This window comes from Okibacterium sp. HSC-33S16 (assembly GCF_024171565.1).
GTDB lineage: Bacteria > Actinomycetota > Actinomycetes > Actinomycetales > Microbacteriaceae > Mycetocola_A.
In genome coordinates, this window is sequence record NZ_JALJZZ010000006.1 from 1 (window position 1) to 15,255 (window position 15,255).

At 66.0% G+C, this 15,255-nt stretch carries 16 protein-coding genes and 1 rRNA gene; all 17 read left to right on the forward strand.

The window, feature by feature from the left end:
* Window positions 1–86: ribosomal RNA gene (gene rrf / locus L1277_RS13185) — 5S ribosomal RNA — on the forward strand; the annotation flags it as partial.
* Between the two features lie 192 nt (window positions 87–278).
* The gene (locus L1277_RS13190) at window positions 279–1,190 is read left to right on the forward strand and encodes a hypothetical protein (RefSeq protein WP_253376995.1); all 912 of its coding nucleotides are present in this window, start codon (window positions 279–281) and stop codon (window positions 1,188–1,190) included.
* Window positions 1,187–2,194 (forward strand): hypothetical protein, encoded by a 1,008-nt coding sequence (locus L1277_RS13195; protein WP_253376997.1) that lies wholly within the window; start codon window positions 1,187–1,189, stop codon window positions 2,192–2,194. The genes L1277_RS13190 and L1277_RS13195 overlap by 4 nt, the downstream gene beginning before the upstream one ends.
* Window positions 2,166–3,191, forward strand: a complete 1,026-nt coding sequence (locus L1277_RS13200; RefSeq protein ID WP_253376999.1) for an HAD-IIA family hydrolase — start codon at window positions 2,166–2,168, stop codon at window positions 3,189–3,191. Before L1277_RS13195 ends, L1277_RS13200 begins: the two co-directional genes overlap by 29 nt.
* A gap of 22 nt (window positions 3,192–3,213) precedes the next feature.
* Entirely contained in the window at window positions 3,214–3,378 is a 165-nt protein-coding gene (locus tag L1277_RS13205; protein ID WP_253377000.1) for a hypothetical protein, read from the forward strand.
* Entirely contained in the window at window positions 3,375–4,229 is an 855-nt protein-coding gene (locus tag L1277_RS13210) for a TlyA family RNA methyltransferase (RefSeq protein ID WP_253377002.1), read from the forward strand. The genes L1277_RS13205 and L1277_RS13210 overlap by 4 nt, the downstream gene beginning before the upstream one ends.
* Window positions 4,230–4,234: 5 nt before the next feature.
* The gene (locus L1277_RS13215; RefSeq protein ID WP_253377004.1) at window positions 4,235–5,161 is read left to right on the forward strand and encodes an NAD kinase; all 927 of its coding nucleotides are present in this window, start codon (window positions 4,235–4,237) and stop codon (window positions 5,159–5,161) included.
* Window positions 5,154–6,872: a DNA repair protein RecN gene (recN, locus tag L1277_RS13220; protein ID WP_253377006.1), complete on the forward strand. Its 1,719-nt coding sequence runs from the start codon at window positions 5,154–5,156 to the stop codon at window positions 6,870–6,872. Before L1277_RS13215 ends, recN begins: the two co-directional genes overlap by 8 nt.
* A gap of 9 nt (window positions 6,873–6,881) precedes the next feature.
* Window positions 6,882–8,567 (forward strand): CTP synthase, encoded by a 1,686-nt coding sequence (locus L1277_RS13225; protein ID WP_253377391.1) that lies wholly within the window; start codon window positions 6,882–6,884, stop codon window positions 8,565–8,567.
* A complete protein-coding gene (locus L1277_RS13230) occupies window positions 8,560–9,222 on the forward strand; it encodes an NUDIX hydrolase (RefSeq protein ID WP_253377008.1) in 663 nt (220 codons plus the stop codon). Before L1277_RS13225 ends, L1277_RS13230 begins: the two co-directional genes overlap by 8 nt.
* Before the next feature lies 1 nt (window position 9,223).
* Window positions 9,224–10,129: a site-specific tyrosine recombinase XerD gene (gene xerD, locus L1277_RS13235; protein ID WP_253377010.1), complete on the forward strand. Its 906-nt coding sequence runs from the start codon at window positions 9,224–9,226 to the stop codon at window positions 10,127–10,129.
* Between the two features lie 121 nt (window positions 10,130–10,250).
* Entirely contained in the window at window positions 10,251–11,135 is an 885-nt protein-coding gene (locus tag L1277_RS13240; RefSeq protein WP_374110243.1) for a ParA family protein, read from the forward strand.
* Window positions 11,119–11,961, forward strand: coding sequence for a ScpA family protein (locus L1277_RS13245; protein WP_374110244.1), 843 nt, complete (start codon window positions 11,119–11,121; stop codon window positions 11,959–11,961). The genes L1277_RS13240 and L1277_RS13245 overlap by 17 nt, the downstream gene beginning before the upstream one ends.
* Entirely contained in the window at window positions 11,951–12,583 is a 633-nt protein-coding gene (gene scpB, locus L1277_RS13250) for an SMC-Scp complex subunit ScpB (RefSeq protein WP_253377012.1), read from the forward strand. The genes L1277_RS13245 and scpB overlap by 11 nt, the downstream gene beginning before the upstream one ends.
* Window positions 12,570–13,463 (forward strand): pseudouridine synthase, encoded by an 894-nt coding sequence (locus L1277_RS13255; protein WP_308215105.1) that lies wholly within the window; start codon window positions 12,570–12,572, stop codon window positions 13,461–13,463. The genes scpB and L1277_RS13255 overlap by 14 nt, the downstream gene beginning before the upstream one ends.
* A 9-nt stretch (window positions 13,464–13,472) precedes the next feature.
* The gene (locus L1277_RS13260) at window positions 13,473–14,564 is read left to right on the forward strand and encodes a prephenate dehydrogenase (RefSeq protein WP_253377014.1); all 1,092 of its coding nucleotides are present in this window, start codon (window positions 13,473–13,475) and stop codon (window positions 14,562–14,564) included.
* Between the two features lie 2 nt (window positions 14,565–14,566).
* Entirely contained in the window at window positions 14,567–15,235 is a 669-nt protein-coding gene (cmk, locus tag L1277_RS13265) for a (d)CMP kinase (RefSeq protein WP_253377016.1), read from the forward strand.
* Window positions 15,236–15,255: the final 20 nt, after the last annotated feature.

Below are 15,255 nucleotides of genomic sequence, written 5' to 3' on the forward strand. Positions count from 1 at the left end.
GTCACATTCCGAACCCGGAAGCTAAGACTCTTTGCGCCGATGGTACTGCAGGGGGGACCCTGTGGGAGAGTAGGACACCGCCGGACTTAACTTAGTAAAATGGCCACCCAAGTGCGGGTGGCCATTTTGCGTTTTAACGCATCATTTTCAACATAATAGGGAGTACCTCATGCCGGATTCTGCGGACAATTCGGGCGCTCAGCGCCCCGATCGCGGCCCGAACGATCGCTCATCGAGCGACAATCGGCGATCCGGCGGCCCGAGCCGAGGTGACTCCCGTGACCGTCCGCGTACGGACCGCGCTGGATCCGGACGCAGCGGTGGAGACCGTCCCGCCTACGGCCGCGGTGGCTCCGACCGGTCCCGCGACGAGCGACCGCGCACCGGCGGCGGCGACCGTCCTCGGTATGGAGCCGGTCGCGATGACCAGGCCCGCAGTGACCGTCCGTCGTACGGCGACCGTCCACGTGGTGAGCGGTCTGAACGTCCCTCGTACGGTGACAAGCCGCGTGGTGACCGTCCGTCGTACGGCGACCGTCCACGTGGTGAGCGGTCTGACCGTCCTTCCTACGGTGACAAGCCGCGTGGTGACCGTCCCGCCTATGGCGACCGTCCCCGTGGTGAGCGGTCTGAGCGCCCTTCGTACGGTGACCGCCCGCGTACTGACCGTCCGTCCTACGGTCATCGCCCCCGTGGTGAACGCCCCACGTACGGTGACAAGCCTCGCGGTGACCGGTCGGATCGTCCGTCCTACGGCCATAAGCCGCGGGGAGACCGTCCCTCCTACGGTGACCGTCCCCGGGGCGAGCGCTCTGAGCGTCCCTCGTACGGTGACCGCCCGCGCACTGACCGTCCCTCCTACGGTGACAAGCCTCGTGGCGAGCGAACGTATGGTGACAAGCCTCGCGGCGACCGTTCAGAGCGGCCCTCCTACGGTGACAAGGCTCGTGGCGAGCGAACGTACGGTGACAAGCCTCGCGGCGACCGTTCAGAGCGTCCCTCCTACGGTGACAAGCCTCGTGGCGACCGTCCGTCGTACGGTGACCGCCCCCGCGGTGAGCGGTCTGATCGTCCCCGCGAAGACCGTCCGCGTGGTGGTCGCGACCGAGGTGGCGACCAGAAGCTGTGGACCCGTGGCGGCGCTCCCGCTCGCGGCGACCGGGAAGCGAGCCGTCCCGAAGACGAGATGACCGAAGAGCAGCGGATGCAGCGGGAGCTGCGTATGGTTCGCAAGGACCACTACGACCCTGAGCTGCCCGACTCCGTGACGTCGAAGGACCTCGACCGAGTTGCGCGCAACGAGCTCAAGACCCTCACCCCTGACAATGCTGAGCGCGTCGCTCGGCACCTCGCCATGGCTGCGATGCTCATCGAGGAAGATCCCGAGCTTGCGCATCAGCACGCGCTCTCGGCCGCACGCCGAGCCGGCCGTATTGGTGTTGTTCGCGAGACGCTTGCGATCACCGCGTACGAGACCGGTGACTACGCTTTGGCGTTGCGCGAGTTGCGCACCCACCGTCGCATCACCGGGTCGAACGACCAGGTGCCGCTGATGGTCGACAGTGAACGCGGTGTCGGTCGTCCCGAGCGCGCGCTCGAGGTGGGCCGGTCTGTTGACCGGGCGAGCCTCGACGCTCCGGTGCGTGTCGCTCTGGCGATCGCCATGTCCGGTGCCCGGCTTGACCTCGGTCAGCCCGAGCTCGCACTGGCGGAGCTGCAGGTTCCTGAGCTGAACCCGGACCGCGCTTTCGAATGGAGCCCGGAACTCTTCGGCGCCGAAGCTGAAGTTCTCGAGGAACTCGGTCGCGCGGACGAAGCAGAGGTGTGGCGCAAACGTTCGCAGGTGGCATCCGCTGCTCTCGCGGAATTGCGCGGTGACCACGAACTCGAGACCATCGAAATTTTCGAGGAACTGAGTGACGACGAGGACGCGGACGACGCTGCTGCTGCCGAGGGAATTCCGCTCGACATCGATGAGATGGGTGACCTCGCCAGCGCCGTCGCAGCGGGCGCGTTCGACGACGCCGATGAGGAGTCTGAGGAAACCGTCGGCGACGACGTCACGAGTGACGAAAACCTCGACGGCAACGTCGTCGCGGACGTTGCGACCAACGTCGGCGAGAACGCCGACGAGAACGCTGAAGAGAACATGGGAGACGAGCTGGATGAGTCCGCTTCTCAGTCGGAAAAGTAAGGGCCGGACACCGCTCGACGGCGTCGACGTTCTGCTCGCCGACCTCGACGGGGTCGTCTATGCCGGGCCGAATGCGATTCCGCACGCCATCGAGAGCCTCAACCAGGCCGCCGAGAGCATTCGGGTCGGATACATCACCAACAATGCGTCGCGCACCGATGCGTCGGTGGCCCAGCACCTCACGGAGCTCGGGCTGACCGTCGCGCCGAATGAGGTTGTCACCAGTCCGCAGGCAGCGGTTCGCCTGCTCGGCAATCACGTACCGGCAGGGTCGACCGTGTTGGTTGTCGGGGGAGACGGACTCGTTTCTGAACTCGAGAAGGGCGGCTTCGTCGTCACCCGCTCGGCCGATGACTCACCGGCTGCGGTGCTGCAGGGCTTCGCACCGCAGGTGAGCTGGTCCGACCTCGCCGAGGCCGCATACGCGCTGCACCCGCGCGAAGACGGTGTCGAGATTCCGTGGATCGCGACGAACACCGACTGGACGATTCCGCAGGCTCGGGGAATCGCGCCGGGAAACGGCACGCTCGTGTCGGCTGTGCACACCGCTGTCGGTCGACTTGCGACGGTCGCCGGCAAGCCCGAGACGCCCATTTTCGATGAGGCCAAGATCCGTTTCGGCTCCTCGCGTCCACTGTTCATCGGCGACCGGCTCGACACCGATATCCTCGGCGCGAACCGGGCCGGCATCGACTCGGTGCTCGTCCTGACCGGTGTCGACAAGGCCAAGCACGTGCTGGCCGCCGACAAGTTCTCCCGTCCAACGTTCATCGTCGAGGACCTGCGCTCACTACACGAGCCGTACCCGGTCACCCGGATGTCCCGCGACAATGCGGAGGCAACCGTCGGGGCCGCCGTGGTGCGGATCCAGGGAAACGACGTGGTCATCGTGAAGGAGGGCGAGCCGATCGACCTGCTCCGCGCGGCCTGCGCTGTGATCTGGGCATCGGGTCGTGCGATTTTCGGGTTCAACGTGCCGGAGCGCCTCTATTCCTGAGGTCGCCGGTAATCTAGGGACCGTGAGTGACACTTCCCCTTTGAGCGACGACGCGCTCGTTCCTCGGCTTCACCTGATCGAAGATCAGCCGCTTGAGGCGCGCGCCGAGGCGTACGCACAACTGCACGAAGAGTTGCGCGCGCAGCTTGAGGGCGGCGACAAGCTGGCGTCGAGGAACTCCGCTTGACCGACCCCGTTGCCGGCACCGACGCCGCCGTCCAGCGCCTCGACGCTGCGCTCGTCTCACGTGGGCACGCGCGCTCGCGCACCCTGGCCGCTCGGCTCATCGCTGACGGCCTGGTCACCGTCGACGGCCGCGCCGTGGTGAAGCCCGCCGCGAAAGTCCGGGCAACCTCACAGATCGAGGTTGCCGGCGCCGACCACTACGTGAGCCGCGGCGCCCACAAACTCCTCGGAGCGCTCGATGCGTTCGGAGTCGACCCCACCGGCCGGCTCGCCCTCGACGTCGGTGCCTCAACCGGCGGATTTACCCAGGTGCTCCTCGAGCGGGGAGCGCGCCACGTCATCGCACTCGACGTCGGGCACGGGCAGCTAGCACCCGAAATTGCGATCGACGAGCGCGTGAGTGTGATCGAAGGATTCAACGTTCGTGACCTGACTCGCGAGAATCTCGCCGGGGCATCCGCTGTTTCACAATCGCCGACCCTTGTCGTTGGTGACCTGTCATTCATTTCGCTGACCCACGTGCTCGGCCCGCTGCAGCGCACGGTGGCCCAGGAGAGCGACTTTGTTCTCTTGATCAAGCCGCAATTTGAGGTCGGCCGTGGTGGCATTCGCGAAGGAATCGTGCGGAGCGACGCTCTGCGAGCCGACGCCATTGCCACGGTGCTCTGGCATGCCTGGGACCTCGGCCTCGGCACATCGGGGCTCATCGAATCGCCCATTGTCGGTGGCCACGGCAACCGTGAGTACCTGGCCTGGTTCCGTCCGGCCGGACCGGCTGTCAATCCCCCGAGCGATGCGGGGCGCAATCCGACAGAATGGTTGGACACGATAACTGAGATAGCTGGAGCGTGACCCGGATGGATTCTGACCGCAGATTCATCCTCGTCGTCTCGCACACGGGTCGCGCTGATTCGGTCGCAGCAGCCGTTCAGGTTATTGCCCAATTGCAGGCGGCCGGCGCACGCCCCGTGCTTGTGCGCCAGGAGTGCGAAGAGATCCAAGCCGACCCGTCGACCGTTGATCCGCTCGGCGACGTCTCGATCCTCGGTGAAGACGTCACCGCCGATGACCTCGAACTTGTCATCGTTTTGGGCGGCGACGGCACCATCCTGCGCGCCGCAGAGCTGGTGCGCGGCTACTCAGCACCCTTGCTCGGAATCAACCTCGGCCACGTCGGTTTCCTCGCGGAGAGCGAACGCGACGACCTCGACGAAGCTGTGCGACGGGTCATCGACGGCGACTACCTCGTCGAAGAGCGCCTCACGCTGTCAGTCCGCGTGAAGGTGCGCGACGAAGTGGTCTGGGAAAGCTGGGCGCTCAACGAAGCCACCGTCGAAAAAGGCAGTAGAGAACGGATGCTTGAGGTCGTCATTGAAGTGGACGGTCGCCCTCTCTCCACCTTCGGTTGCGATGGCGTCGTCGTATCGACACCGACCGGATCAACCGCGTACGGCTTTTCGGCCGGCGGCCCGGTGATCTGGCCCACCGTTGAGGCGATGATGCTCGTTCCGCTCAGCGCCCACGCCCTGTTTGCGCGACCCATCGTTGTCGGACCAGACTCGTCGCTCGCCGTCGAAGTGCTGCGGCGCACCGACGGCACCGGCGTGCTCTGGTGTGACGGGAGACGCACCCACGAACTCGAACCGGGCGCCCGGGTTGTCGTCCGCCGTTCGTCGATCCCGGTGCGCCTCGCGCGCCTGCACCAGAGCCCATTCACCGACCGCCTCGTAAAGAAATTCCACCTGCCGGTCACCGGGTGGAGGGGACCTGACGCGAATGATTGAGGAAATCGGCATCCGTGACCTCGGTGTGATCGCCGAAGCGGCGCTGCCACTCGGCACGGGATTCACAGCCATCACCGGTGAAACCGGTGCTGGCAAGACCATGGTGGTGACCGCCCTCGGGCTGTTGCTCGGCGGTCGCGCTGACTCCGGCGTCATCCGGCAGGGCAGTGGTGCAGCGAGCGTCGACGGTCGCTGGGTGATTCCCGCAGACGGTGCCGTCGCCGAGCGCGTTGCCGAGGCCGGCGGGGGAGTCGACCCGTTCGGAGAAGGCCAGGCAGAACTCACCCTCGGCCGCTCGGTGTCAGCTGAGGGCCGCAGCCGCGCCCAGGTCGGCGGTCGCAGTGCGCCGGTCGGCGTGCTCGCGGAGCTCGGTGAACAGCTCGTCGTTGTGCACGGCCAGTCCGACCAAATCCGCCTGCGCTCCCAGACGGCCCAGCGCGATGCCCTCGACCGGTTCGCGGGAAGTGACCTGGCCGGACTGCTCGCCGACTACCGCAGTGTCTACTCGCGCTACCTCGAGAACACGACCGAGCGCGACACCCTCATCCGTGAACGTGACGCACGCAGCGCCGAAGCCGCCGAACTGCGCGAGATCATCGCCGAGATCGAAGCCATCGCACCCCAGCCGGGCGAAGACGACGAACTCGCCGTGCGCGCCGAACGGCTCACCAACCTCGAAGAGCTCAGGCTCGCCGCCGCCAGCGCTCGAGAGGCCATCTCCGCCGAGGAGTCTGAGGGCCCCGACGTCGCCCTGCTCCTCGATTCGGCACGTCGCCAGCTCGAGCGGGTCTCCAGTTTCGATGCCGAGCTCGGCACGCTCGCCGAGCAGGTGGCGAACGCGAGTTACCAGCTCTCCGAAGTGGCGCTCGAACTCTCGCGTTACCTGGCTGGCCTCGACGCCGACGGCGCCCGCGAACTCGAGATTGTCCAGGACCGCCGCTCCGACCTCAACGTTCTGCTGCGCAAGTACGGCCCCACGTTCGAGGACGTGCTGGCGACACTCGACAACGGTAACGCCCGGCTGCTCGAACTCGACAGTGACTCCGACCGCATTGACGAATTGACCGCGGTCGTCGAGGCGGATGCCGCGCTCGTCGACGCGCTGGCGACTCGCGTGACTGAGACCCGCAGGGAGGCAGCGGGCCAGCTCGCGAACGCCGTCTCCGACGAGCTGTCCGCCCTGGCCATGCCCGACGCGACCCTCGTCATTGAGGTCGCCGCTAGCGACGAACTCACCTTCTCCGGTCGTGACTCCATCTCGTTCCTGCTCAAACCGCACGCCGGCGCAGAACCCCGCGCGCTGGCCAAGGGGGCGTCCGGCGGCGAACTGTCGCGCGTGATGTTGGCCATCGAAGTGGTCATCGCGGGCAGCGACCCCGTCCCCACCTTCGTGTTTGACGAGGTGGACTCCGGGGTCGGGGGAGCAGCAGCGATCGAGATCGGTCGTCGGCTGGCCAAGCTGGCCGAATCGGCGCAGGTGATCGCCGTGACACACCTCGCTCAGGTCGCCGCATTCGCCAACAACCACCTCGCCGTCGTGAAGGACTCCGACGGAACGGTCACGGCATCCAGCGTTCGACAACTGACCGGCGACGAACGCACCGCCGAGATGGCTCGACTGCTTTCCGGCCTCGCCGACAGTGACTCCGGGCTGGCCCACGCGGAAGAGCTGTTGACGCTCGCCCGCTCCGCAACTCACATGGTAGGATAGAAGCCCGTGGTGAACATTACAGACGCGGACCTTTCGAACGACACGACCAAGCACATCTTTGTGACCGGTGGTGTCGTTTCTTCGTTGGGCAAGGGACTCACGGCGGCAAGCCTGGGTAACCTGCTCACAGCTCGGGGACTGCGTGTTGTCATGCAGAAACTCGACCCATACCTGAACGTCGACCCGGGAACGATGAACCCGTTCCAGCACGGCGAAGTCTTCGTCACCGACGACGGCACCGAGACCGACCTCGACATCGGACACTACGAGCGATTCCTCGACATCAACCTGAGCCAGGCGGCCAACGTCACCACCGGCCAGATCTACTCGACGGTCATCGCTCGGGAGCGTCGCGGCGAGTACCTCGGCGACACCGTCCAGGTCATCCCGCACATCACCGACGAGATCAAGCGCCGGATGCGCCTGCAGGCGTCGAACGACCCGAAGCCCGACGTGATCATCACCGAGGTCGGTGGAACCGTGGGTGACATCGAGTCGCAGCCGTTCATCGAAGCCGCTCGCCAGGTGCGTCACGAACTCGGTCGCAAGAACGTCTTCTTTGTGCACGTCTCACTCGTTCCCTACATGAACGCTTCGGGGGAGCAGAAGACCAAGCCGACGCAGCACTCCGTTGCCGCTCTCCGCTCGATCGGTATTCAGCCTGACGCGCTCGTGCTCCGCAGCGATCGCCCGGTCTCCGAGTCGAACAAGCGCAAGATCGCGCTCATGTGCGACGTCGACGAGGCTGCTGTCGTGAACTGTGTCGACGTTCCCAGCATCTACGACATCCCGACTGTCCTGCACGACCAGGGCCTCGACGCCTACATCATCGACCTCCTCGGCCTCGAAGCCGATGACGTCGACTGGTCGGCGTGGTCGCCGGTGCTCAAAGCCGTGCACGAACCCAAGCACGAAGTCACCATCGGCCTGGTCGGAAAGTACATCGACCTGCCCGACGCGTACCTCTCCGTCACCGAAGCGCTCCGCGCCGGTGGGTTCGCCCACGAGTCCAAGGTCAAACTGCAGTGGATTGCGTCAGACGAGTGCGAGACGCCGGAAGGTGCCGCCAAGGCGCTGGCCGATCTCGACGGCATCTGCGTGCCTGGTGGCTTCGGTATCCGCGGCATTGAAGGAAAGCTTGGGGCGCTGAAGTTCGCCCGCGACAACAAGATTCCTACGCTGGGCCTGTGCCTTGGCCTCCAGTGCATGGTGATCGAGTATGCACGCAATGAAGCCGACCTCGCAGGCGCAAGCTCGAGCGAGTTCGACTCGGACACGGCGTTCCCGGTCATCGCGACCATGGCGGAGCAGGTGGAGATCATCGCCGGGGGAGACCTCGGTGGCACCATGCGACTCGGCCTCTACCCGGCACACCTTGACGAGGGATCGATCACCGCGGAGCTCTACGGTTCGACCGAGATCTCCGAGCGTCACCGTCACCGGTACGAGGTCAACAACCGCTACCGCCAGCAGATTGCGGATGCCGGACTGATCTTCTCGGGCACCAGCCCGGACGGCCAGCTGGTTGAGTTCGTCGAGCTGGACCGCGACGAGCACCCGTTCTATGTCGGCACCCAGGCGCACCCTGAGCTCCGTTCACGACCGACCCACGCGCACCCGCTGTTCCGCGGACTGATCGGTGCCGCCCTCGAGCGTCAGCAGGCCAGCCTGCTGTTCGAAGTTGCCGGTGCCTGAGTCGACGACCGGCGCATCGTCGGCGCCGCTCGCGGACGAGCCCACCGAGGTTGAGGTTCGTTCAAGCGAACTCGTCTTCGACGGGATGGTCTGGGGCATCCGTCGGGACGTCTTCGACTATCACGGTGAGGACATCACGCGAGAGTACATGGACCACACCGGTGCGGTTGCGGTGTTCGCCATGGACGAGAACGACCAGGTGCTGCTGATCCAGCAGTACCGGCACCCGGTCGGAATGCGCGAATGGGAGATCCCTGCCGGGCTGCTCGATGTGGAGGGTGAGGACCCCCTCGTCGCGGCCCAGCGGGAACTCGCCGAGGAAGTTGACCTCGAAGCGCGCGACTGGAAGGTGCTCGCGGAATTCGCGACATCACCCGGCGGCAGCGATGAGGTCATTCGGATCTACCTGGCCCGCGGCCTGAGCTCGACCGGGGAGGCGTTCGAGCGGACCGCGGAAGAGGCCGACATCGTGGTGCGCTGGGCGCCGTTGGACGAACTCGTCACAGCGGTGCTCGAGCGGCGGATTCAGAACCCCTCTTTGTGCATCGCGGTTCTTGCGGCTTCGGCCGCCGAGCGTCGCAACTGGGACACGCTCGGCGATGCGAACGCGCCGTGGACGCGGCATCCGAAATTCGGATCGTCTTCGGCGTCCTGACATGGCGCTGACGCGGGACCTTGACCAGTACCTCCGTCATGTCTCGATTGAGCGGGGCCTCTCGGCGAACACCGTGGCCGCCTACCGCCGCGATCTGACGCTATACCTCGAGTGGCTCGCGTCACGGGAGGTCACCGAGATCGTCGACGTCGAGCGGCAGCACGTTTCGGATTTTCTCCGGGATCTCGCCACCCGTGAAGACTCGCCGCTCACCGCGACGTCGCTCGCCCGGGTGCTCTCGTCGGTGCGCGGGCTGCATCGGTTCCTTCTCGACGAGGAGGCGATCGAGGTTGACGTGGCGCGCGACATCAAGCCGCCCAAACTGCCCAGTCGGCTGCCCAAGGCGCTTCCGCTTGAATCGGTGACCGCCCTGCTCGAAGCGACAGGTGGCGATGATCCGCAGTCGCTGCGCGACCGGGCGCTGCTGGAATTGCTCTACGCGACAGGTGCCCGCGTGTCGGAAGCGGTGTCGCTCAACGTCGACGACGTCTTCGATGAAGACATCGTGCGGCTGACGGGCAAGGGGAACAAGGAACGGATCGTCCCGGTCGGTTCGTACGCCCGGGACGCGCTCGACGCCTATCTTGTGCGGGCCCGCCCGGTGTTCTCCGTGCGTGGCACCGCGACGCCCGCGCTGTTCCTCGGGCTGCGCGGCCAGCGAGTGTCCCGGCAAAACGCCTGGCTGATCATCCGCGCGGCGGCCGAACGCGCCGGCCTGACCACCGAGGTGTCGCCGCACACGCTCCGGCACTCCTTCGCCACGCACCTCTTGCAGGGTGGTGCTGACGTGCGCGTAGTGCAGGAGCTTCTCGGGCACTCGTCGGTCGCCACCACCCAGATCTACACTCTGGTCACAGCAGACACTCTGCGTGACATGTACACCACCGCGCACCCCCGCGCCCGCTGACCGGCGCCGTGTGGCGCGCCCGGAACGGCGGGTTTACGCGTGGCCGCACGGCTGAGCGGGGCCCGCCCGATAGAATCGGGAACGAAACACGTCGAGAAACGATGGGAGTGGGGCAAGCCTGGTGGCCAAAACAAGCGAAGAGCTCTTCTCGGTGGAGACACCGATCGAAAAGAAGGGACCGACCGGTCGGACCCTTTCCGAGTTTGCTGTACCCGCACCACTCAAAAGTCATGGCCCTGCCCGCATCATTTCCCTGTGCAACCAGAAGGGCGGCGTCGGTAAGACGACGACGACGATCAGCCTGGGTGCTGCCCTCGCCGACTACGGCCGCCGGGTGCTGTGCATTGACTTCGACCCGCAGGGTGCCCTGTCAGCCGGCCTCGGCGTCAACACCCACGACGCACTCACCATCTACGACCTGTTGCTGTCGAACAAGCACCAACCGACCGATGCGATCCAGCACACCTCGGTGGACGGCCTCGACATCATCCCCGCAAACATCGACCTCTCCGCGGCCGAAGTGCACCTCGTCAACGAGGTTGCCCGGGAACAGATCCTTGCTCGTGTCCTGCGCAAGCTGACGGACGACTACGACGTCATCCTCATCGATTGCCAGCCGTCGCTCGGCCTGCTCACCGTCAACGCGCTGACCGCCAGCCACGGCGTGCTCATCCCGCTCGAGTGCGAGTTCTTCGCGCTGCGCGGCGTTGCCCTGCTCATCGAGACCATCGAGAAGGTCAAGGACCGGCTCAACCCGGCCATTGAGCTCGACGGCATCCTGGCCACCATGTTCGACTCGCGCACCCTGCACTCCCGTGAGGTGCTCGAGCGGGTGGTCGACGCGTTCGGCGACGACGTACTTGAAACCGTGATCGGCCGCACCGTCAAGTTCCCGGACGCGAGCGTTGCGGGCACCCCGATCACCGAGTTCGCCCCCGAGCACGCGTCGGCCCGCGCCTACCGTCAGCTCGCGCGGGAGCTGGTTGCGCGTGGCGCTGTCGCCTGACACCGCCCGGGCGCAGACAGCCACGCCCGATCAGCAGCAGGGCCCGACCGGATTCCAGGTCGCGCTCGGCAACTTTGAGGGGCCGTTCGACCTGCTGCTCTCGCTGATCAGCAAACACGAACTCGACATCACCGAGATCTCGCTGTCGAAGGTGACCGACGAGTTCATCAGCTACCTCCGCAGCCTGGACTCGGCCGAAGAGCTCGACCAGGCCAGCGAGTTCCTCGTGGTGGCGGCGACCCTGCTCGACCTCAAGATTGCCGGGCTGCTGCCGCAGGGCGAGCTCGTCGACGCCGAAGACGTCGCGCTCCTCGAAGCCCGCGACCTGCTGTTCGCCCGGCTGCTTCAGTACCGCGCGTTCAAGGAGGCGTCCGCGTGGTTTGCCGAGAAGTTCGACACCGAAGCCAACCGGCACCCCCGGTCGGTGCGGCTGGAAGACAAGTTCCGGCAGCGCAAACCCGAACTGGTCTGGACCGTCACGCTCGACGACTTCGCAGCCCTCGCCACGCTGGCCCTGACCCCGCGCGAAATCCCGGTGGTCGGCCTCGAGCACCTGCACGCCCCGCTGATCAGTATCCGTGAGCAGGCAGCGCACGTCGTTGCTCTGCTCAAGCACGGTGAACCCATGTCGTTCCGGCAGCTCATCGCCGGTGCCGACGCGAAAGGCATCATCATCGCCCGCTTCCTCGCGGTGCTTGAGCTCTACCGCCGGGCGGCGCTGAGCTTCGAGCAGCTCGAACCGCTCGGCGAACTCACCCTGCGCTGGACCGCCGAAAACTTCACCGAAGAGACCCTCGCGAACCTCGGAGCCGACTATGACAATTGACACCGGTACCCCCGATACAGATGTTGATCACACGGATGCTTCCAGCGCCACGCCAGCTCCCGCCCCGACGCCCGACCTCGAACGAGCCCTCGAAGCCATTCTGATGATTGCGGACGAACCGCAGAGCATCGTCAGCCTCGCAACGGCGCTGCGTTCCCCGGTGAAGGCGGTACGGGCGGCGATCGACCGGCTGGTGGCCGACTTCGACGGCGTCGACGGCACGGTCCGCCGTGGGTTCGAGCTGCGCGAGGTGGGCGGTGGCTGGCGCTTCTACGTCCGTGACGAGTACGACACCGCTGTCACCGACTTCGTGGCGAGCGAAAACCCGAGCAAGCTGTCACAAGCCGCGCTCGAGACGCTCGCGGTCATCGCGTACAAGCAGCCGATCACCCGCGGGTCCATCGCTTCCATCCGCGCGGTCAACGTCGACTCCGTTGTGCGCACGCTCGCCGGCCGCGGTCTGATCACCGAGTTGTTCACCGACAGTGAGACCGGCGCCATCAACTACGGCACCACCGACCTCCTCCTGCAACAGCTCGGCATCAACTCGATCGACGAACTGCCCCCTCTTTCCCCCCTGCTCGCCGACGGCACCGAAGGATTCACCAGTGACTTCCGATAACCCCACCCCCTCCGAGGACTTCGAGTCCGACGCACAGCCGGCCGACAAGCCACGGTTCGACCCGTTCGAACCCGAAGGCGTTCGGCTCCAAAAGGTGCTGGCCGCCGCCGGCGTCGCCTCTCGCCGCGTGTCCGAGCAGTACATCGTAGAAGGTCGCGTTCGCGTGAACGGCGTCGTTGTGCGCGAGCTCGGCCGGCGTATCGACCCGGAGAACGACCAGGTCGAGGTCAACAACGTTCCCGTCCAGCTCGACACCACGAAGCGCTATGTCGTGCTCAACAAGCCGGTCGGTGTTGTGAGCACCATGGCTGATGAGCGCGGCCGTGCCGACCTCACCCAGTACACACACGACTACGACGAGCGGCTGTTCAACGTTGGCCGCCTCGACGCCGAAACGAGCGGCCTGCTCATCCTCACCAACGACGGCGACCTCGCGCACATGCTCGCGCACCCCTCGTTTGGCGTGCTGAAAACCTACATCGCCAAGGTGTCCGGTCGCGTGACCGCTCAAGACATTGCGACGCTCACCCGCGGCATCGAGCTTGAGGACGGCGTCATCGCCGCCGACAAGGCCCGGCTCCTGGCCGGCCAGTCCAGCGGAGACAGCAGCCTCGTCGAAATCACCCTGCACTCCGGCAAGAACCGCATCGTTCGCCGCATGCTCGCGGCCATCGGCCACCCCGTGCTTGAACTCGTGCGCCGCCAGTTCGGCCCGGTCAGCCTCGGCACCCTCCGCCCGGGGCAGACGCGCGAACTGACTAAAGTTGAACTCGGTGAGCTTCTCACGATTTCGCGAGAGGTCACCAAACTCGACAAAGCCGAGCGAGACGCCGAGCGTGCTGCAGCCCGCGCGGCCGCAGAAACCGAACCCTCCGAATAGAGCAGCCCCGTGAGCACTACCCCGTCCCGGTTGACCGGACAGGTCCGCATCGTCGGCGCAGGCCTGCTCGGTGCCAGCATCGGTCTGGCGCTGCGCGCCAACGGCGTCGACGTGATCCTCGCCGACTCCTCGCCGGCCCAGCTGAAGCTCGCCGTCGATTACGGTGCCGGCCGGGTCGAACGGGACGGTGATAATCCTCGCCTCGTAGTGGTGAGCGTTCCACCGGATGTCACAGCGAACGTCATCGAGGCAGAGCTCGCTCGATTCCCGTCCGCTGTGGTCACCGACGTGGCGAGCGTGAAACTCGAGCCGTTCCTTGCCCTGAAAAATCGGGGTGTGGACCTGACCCAGTACATCGGGTCGCACCCCTTGGCCGGGCGGGAACGCGGGGGAGCGATCTCCGCCCGCGCCGACCTGTTCCTCGGTCGGCCGTGGGTGGTCTGCCGTGACGAGGAGACGCCTCCGGAAGCGCTCGCGCTCGTCGAAGACCTCGCCCTCGACCTCGGTGCGAGCCCGATTGAAATGACCCCGGACGAGCACGACAGTTCGGTGGGCCTCGTCTCGCACGTACCGCAACTCGTTGCGAGTCTCCTCGCGAAGCAGCTCGTGCACGCACCGGACTCCGCCGTCCGGCTCACCGGCCAGGGCCTCCGCGACACCACACGGATCGCGTCGAGCGCTCCCGAGCTCTGGGTACAGATCCTCGCCTCCAACGCCGAACCGGTCGTCGACGTGCTCGACGCGTTCGCGGCCGACCTTGCCCGGGTGACCGAGGCGTTGCGCGGACCCGACGCTCCCGGAGCTCGCCGCACCATTGCCGACGCCATCGCGGCCGGCAACAGCGGTGTGGCCCGGCTGCCGGGCAAGCACGGCCAGGACCGCCGCTACGAAACCATCGTCGTCATGGTCGACGACACCCCCGGCCAATTGGGCAAGCTCCTCACCGAACTCGGTGACATTGGAGTGAACATGGAAGACCTGCGACTGGAGCACTCACCCGGTGCCCAAATCGGCCTCGCCGAGATCGCCGTTCTTCCCGAGGTCCAGCAACGCGCCATCGATGACCTCGAGGCGCGCGGCTGGCGGATTGCGAGCACATAAGAGTGACGAACACCGTAGTAGCCGTCGACGGTCCAGCCGGAAGCGGAAAATCCAGTGTCTCCAAGGCAGCCGCGAAGCGACTCGGCTTCGCGTTCCTCGACACCGGTGCCGCCTATCGCGCACTGGCGTGGCACGTCCTCGATTCGAACGCGGACCCGGAGCAGGCGACCGAGGTGATTTCCTCCCTCGCAGGTTTTGACTACGCGATCGGGACGGACCCGGATGGGTACGCTGTGCACGTGGCCGGAACGGACGTGACGGACAGCATCCGTGAACCGCGTGTTTCTGCCGCGGTGAGTGCTGTCGCTCGCGTTCCTGAGGTTCGCAACCACCTCACCGCACTGTTCCGGAGCATCATTCGGGACAGCGACAAGGCCGGAATCATCGTCGAGGGACGTGACATCACCACGGTGGTGGCACCGGACGCCACAGCGCGCATTCTGCTCACAGCCAGCGAAGAGGCTAGAATGTCAAGACGCTCTGCAGAACTTGTGACTGAGTCGGCCTCCGACGTCGCGATTGCGCTGCAGAAGCGTGATCGCGCGGACTCGCGCGTCGTCGACTTCATGACTGCAGCGGATGGCGTTGTCACCGTCGATTCCACACACCTGAACTTTGACGAAACCGTCGATGCCGTACTCGACGTGATTCGCACCTCGCAAGAAACGTAGAGTGCCCGCGCATCCGCGCG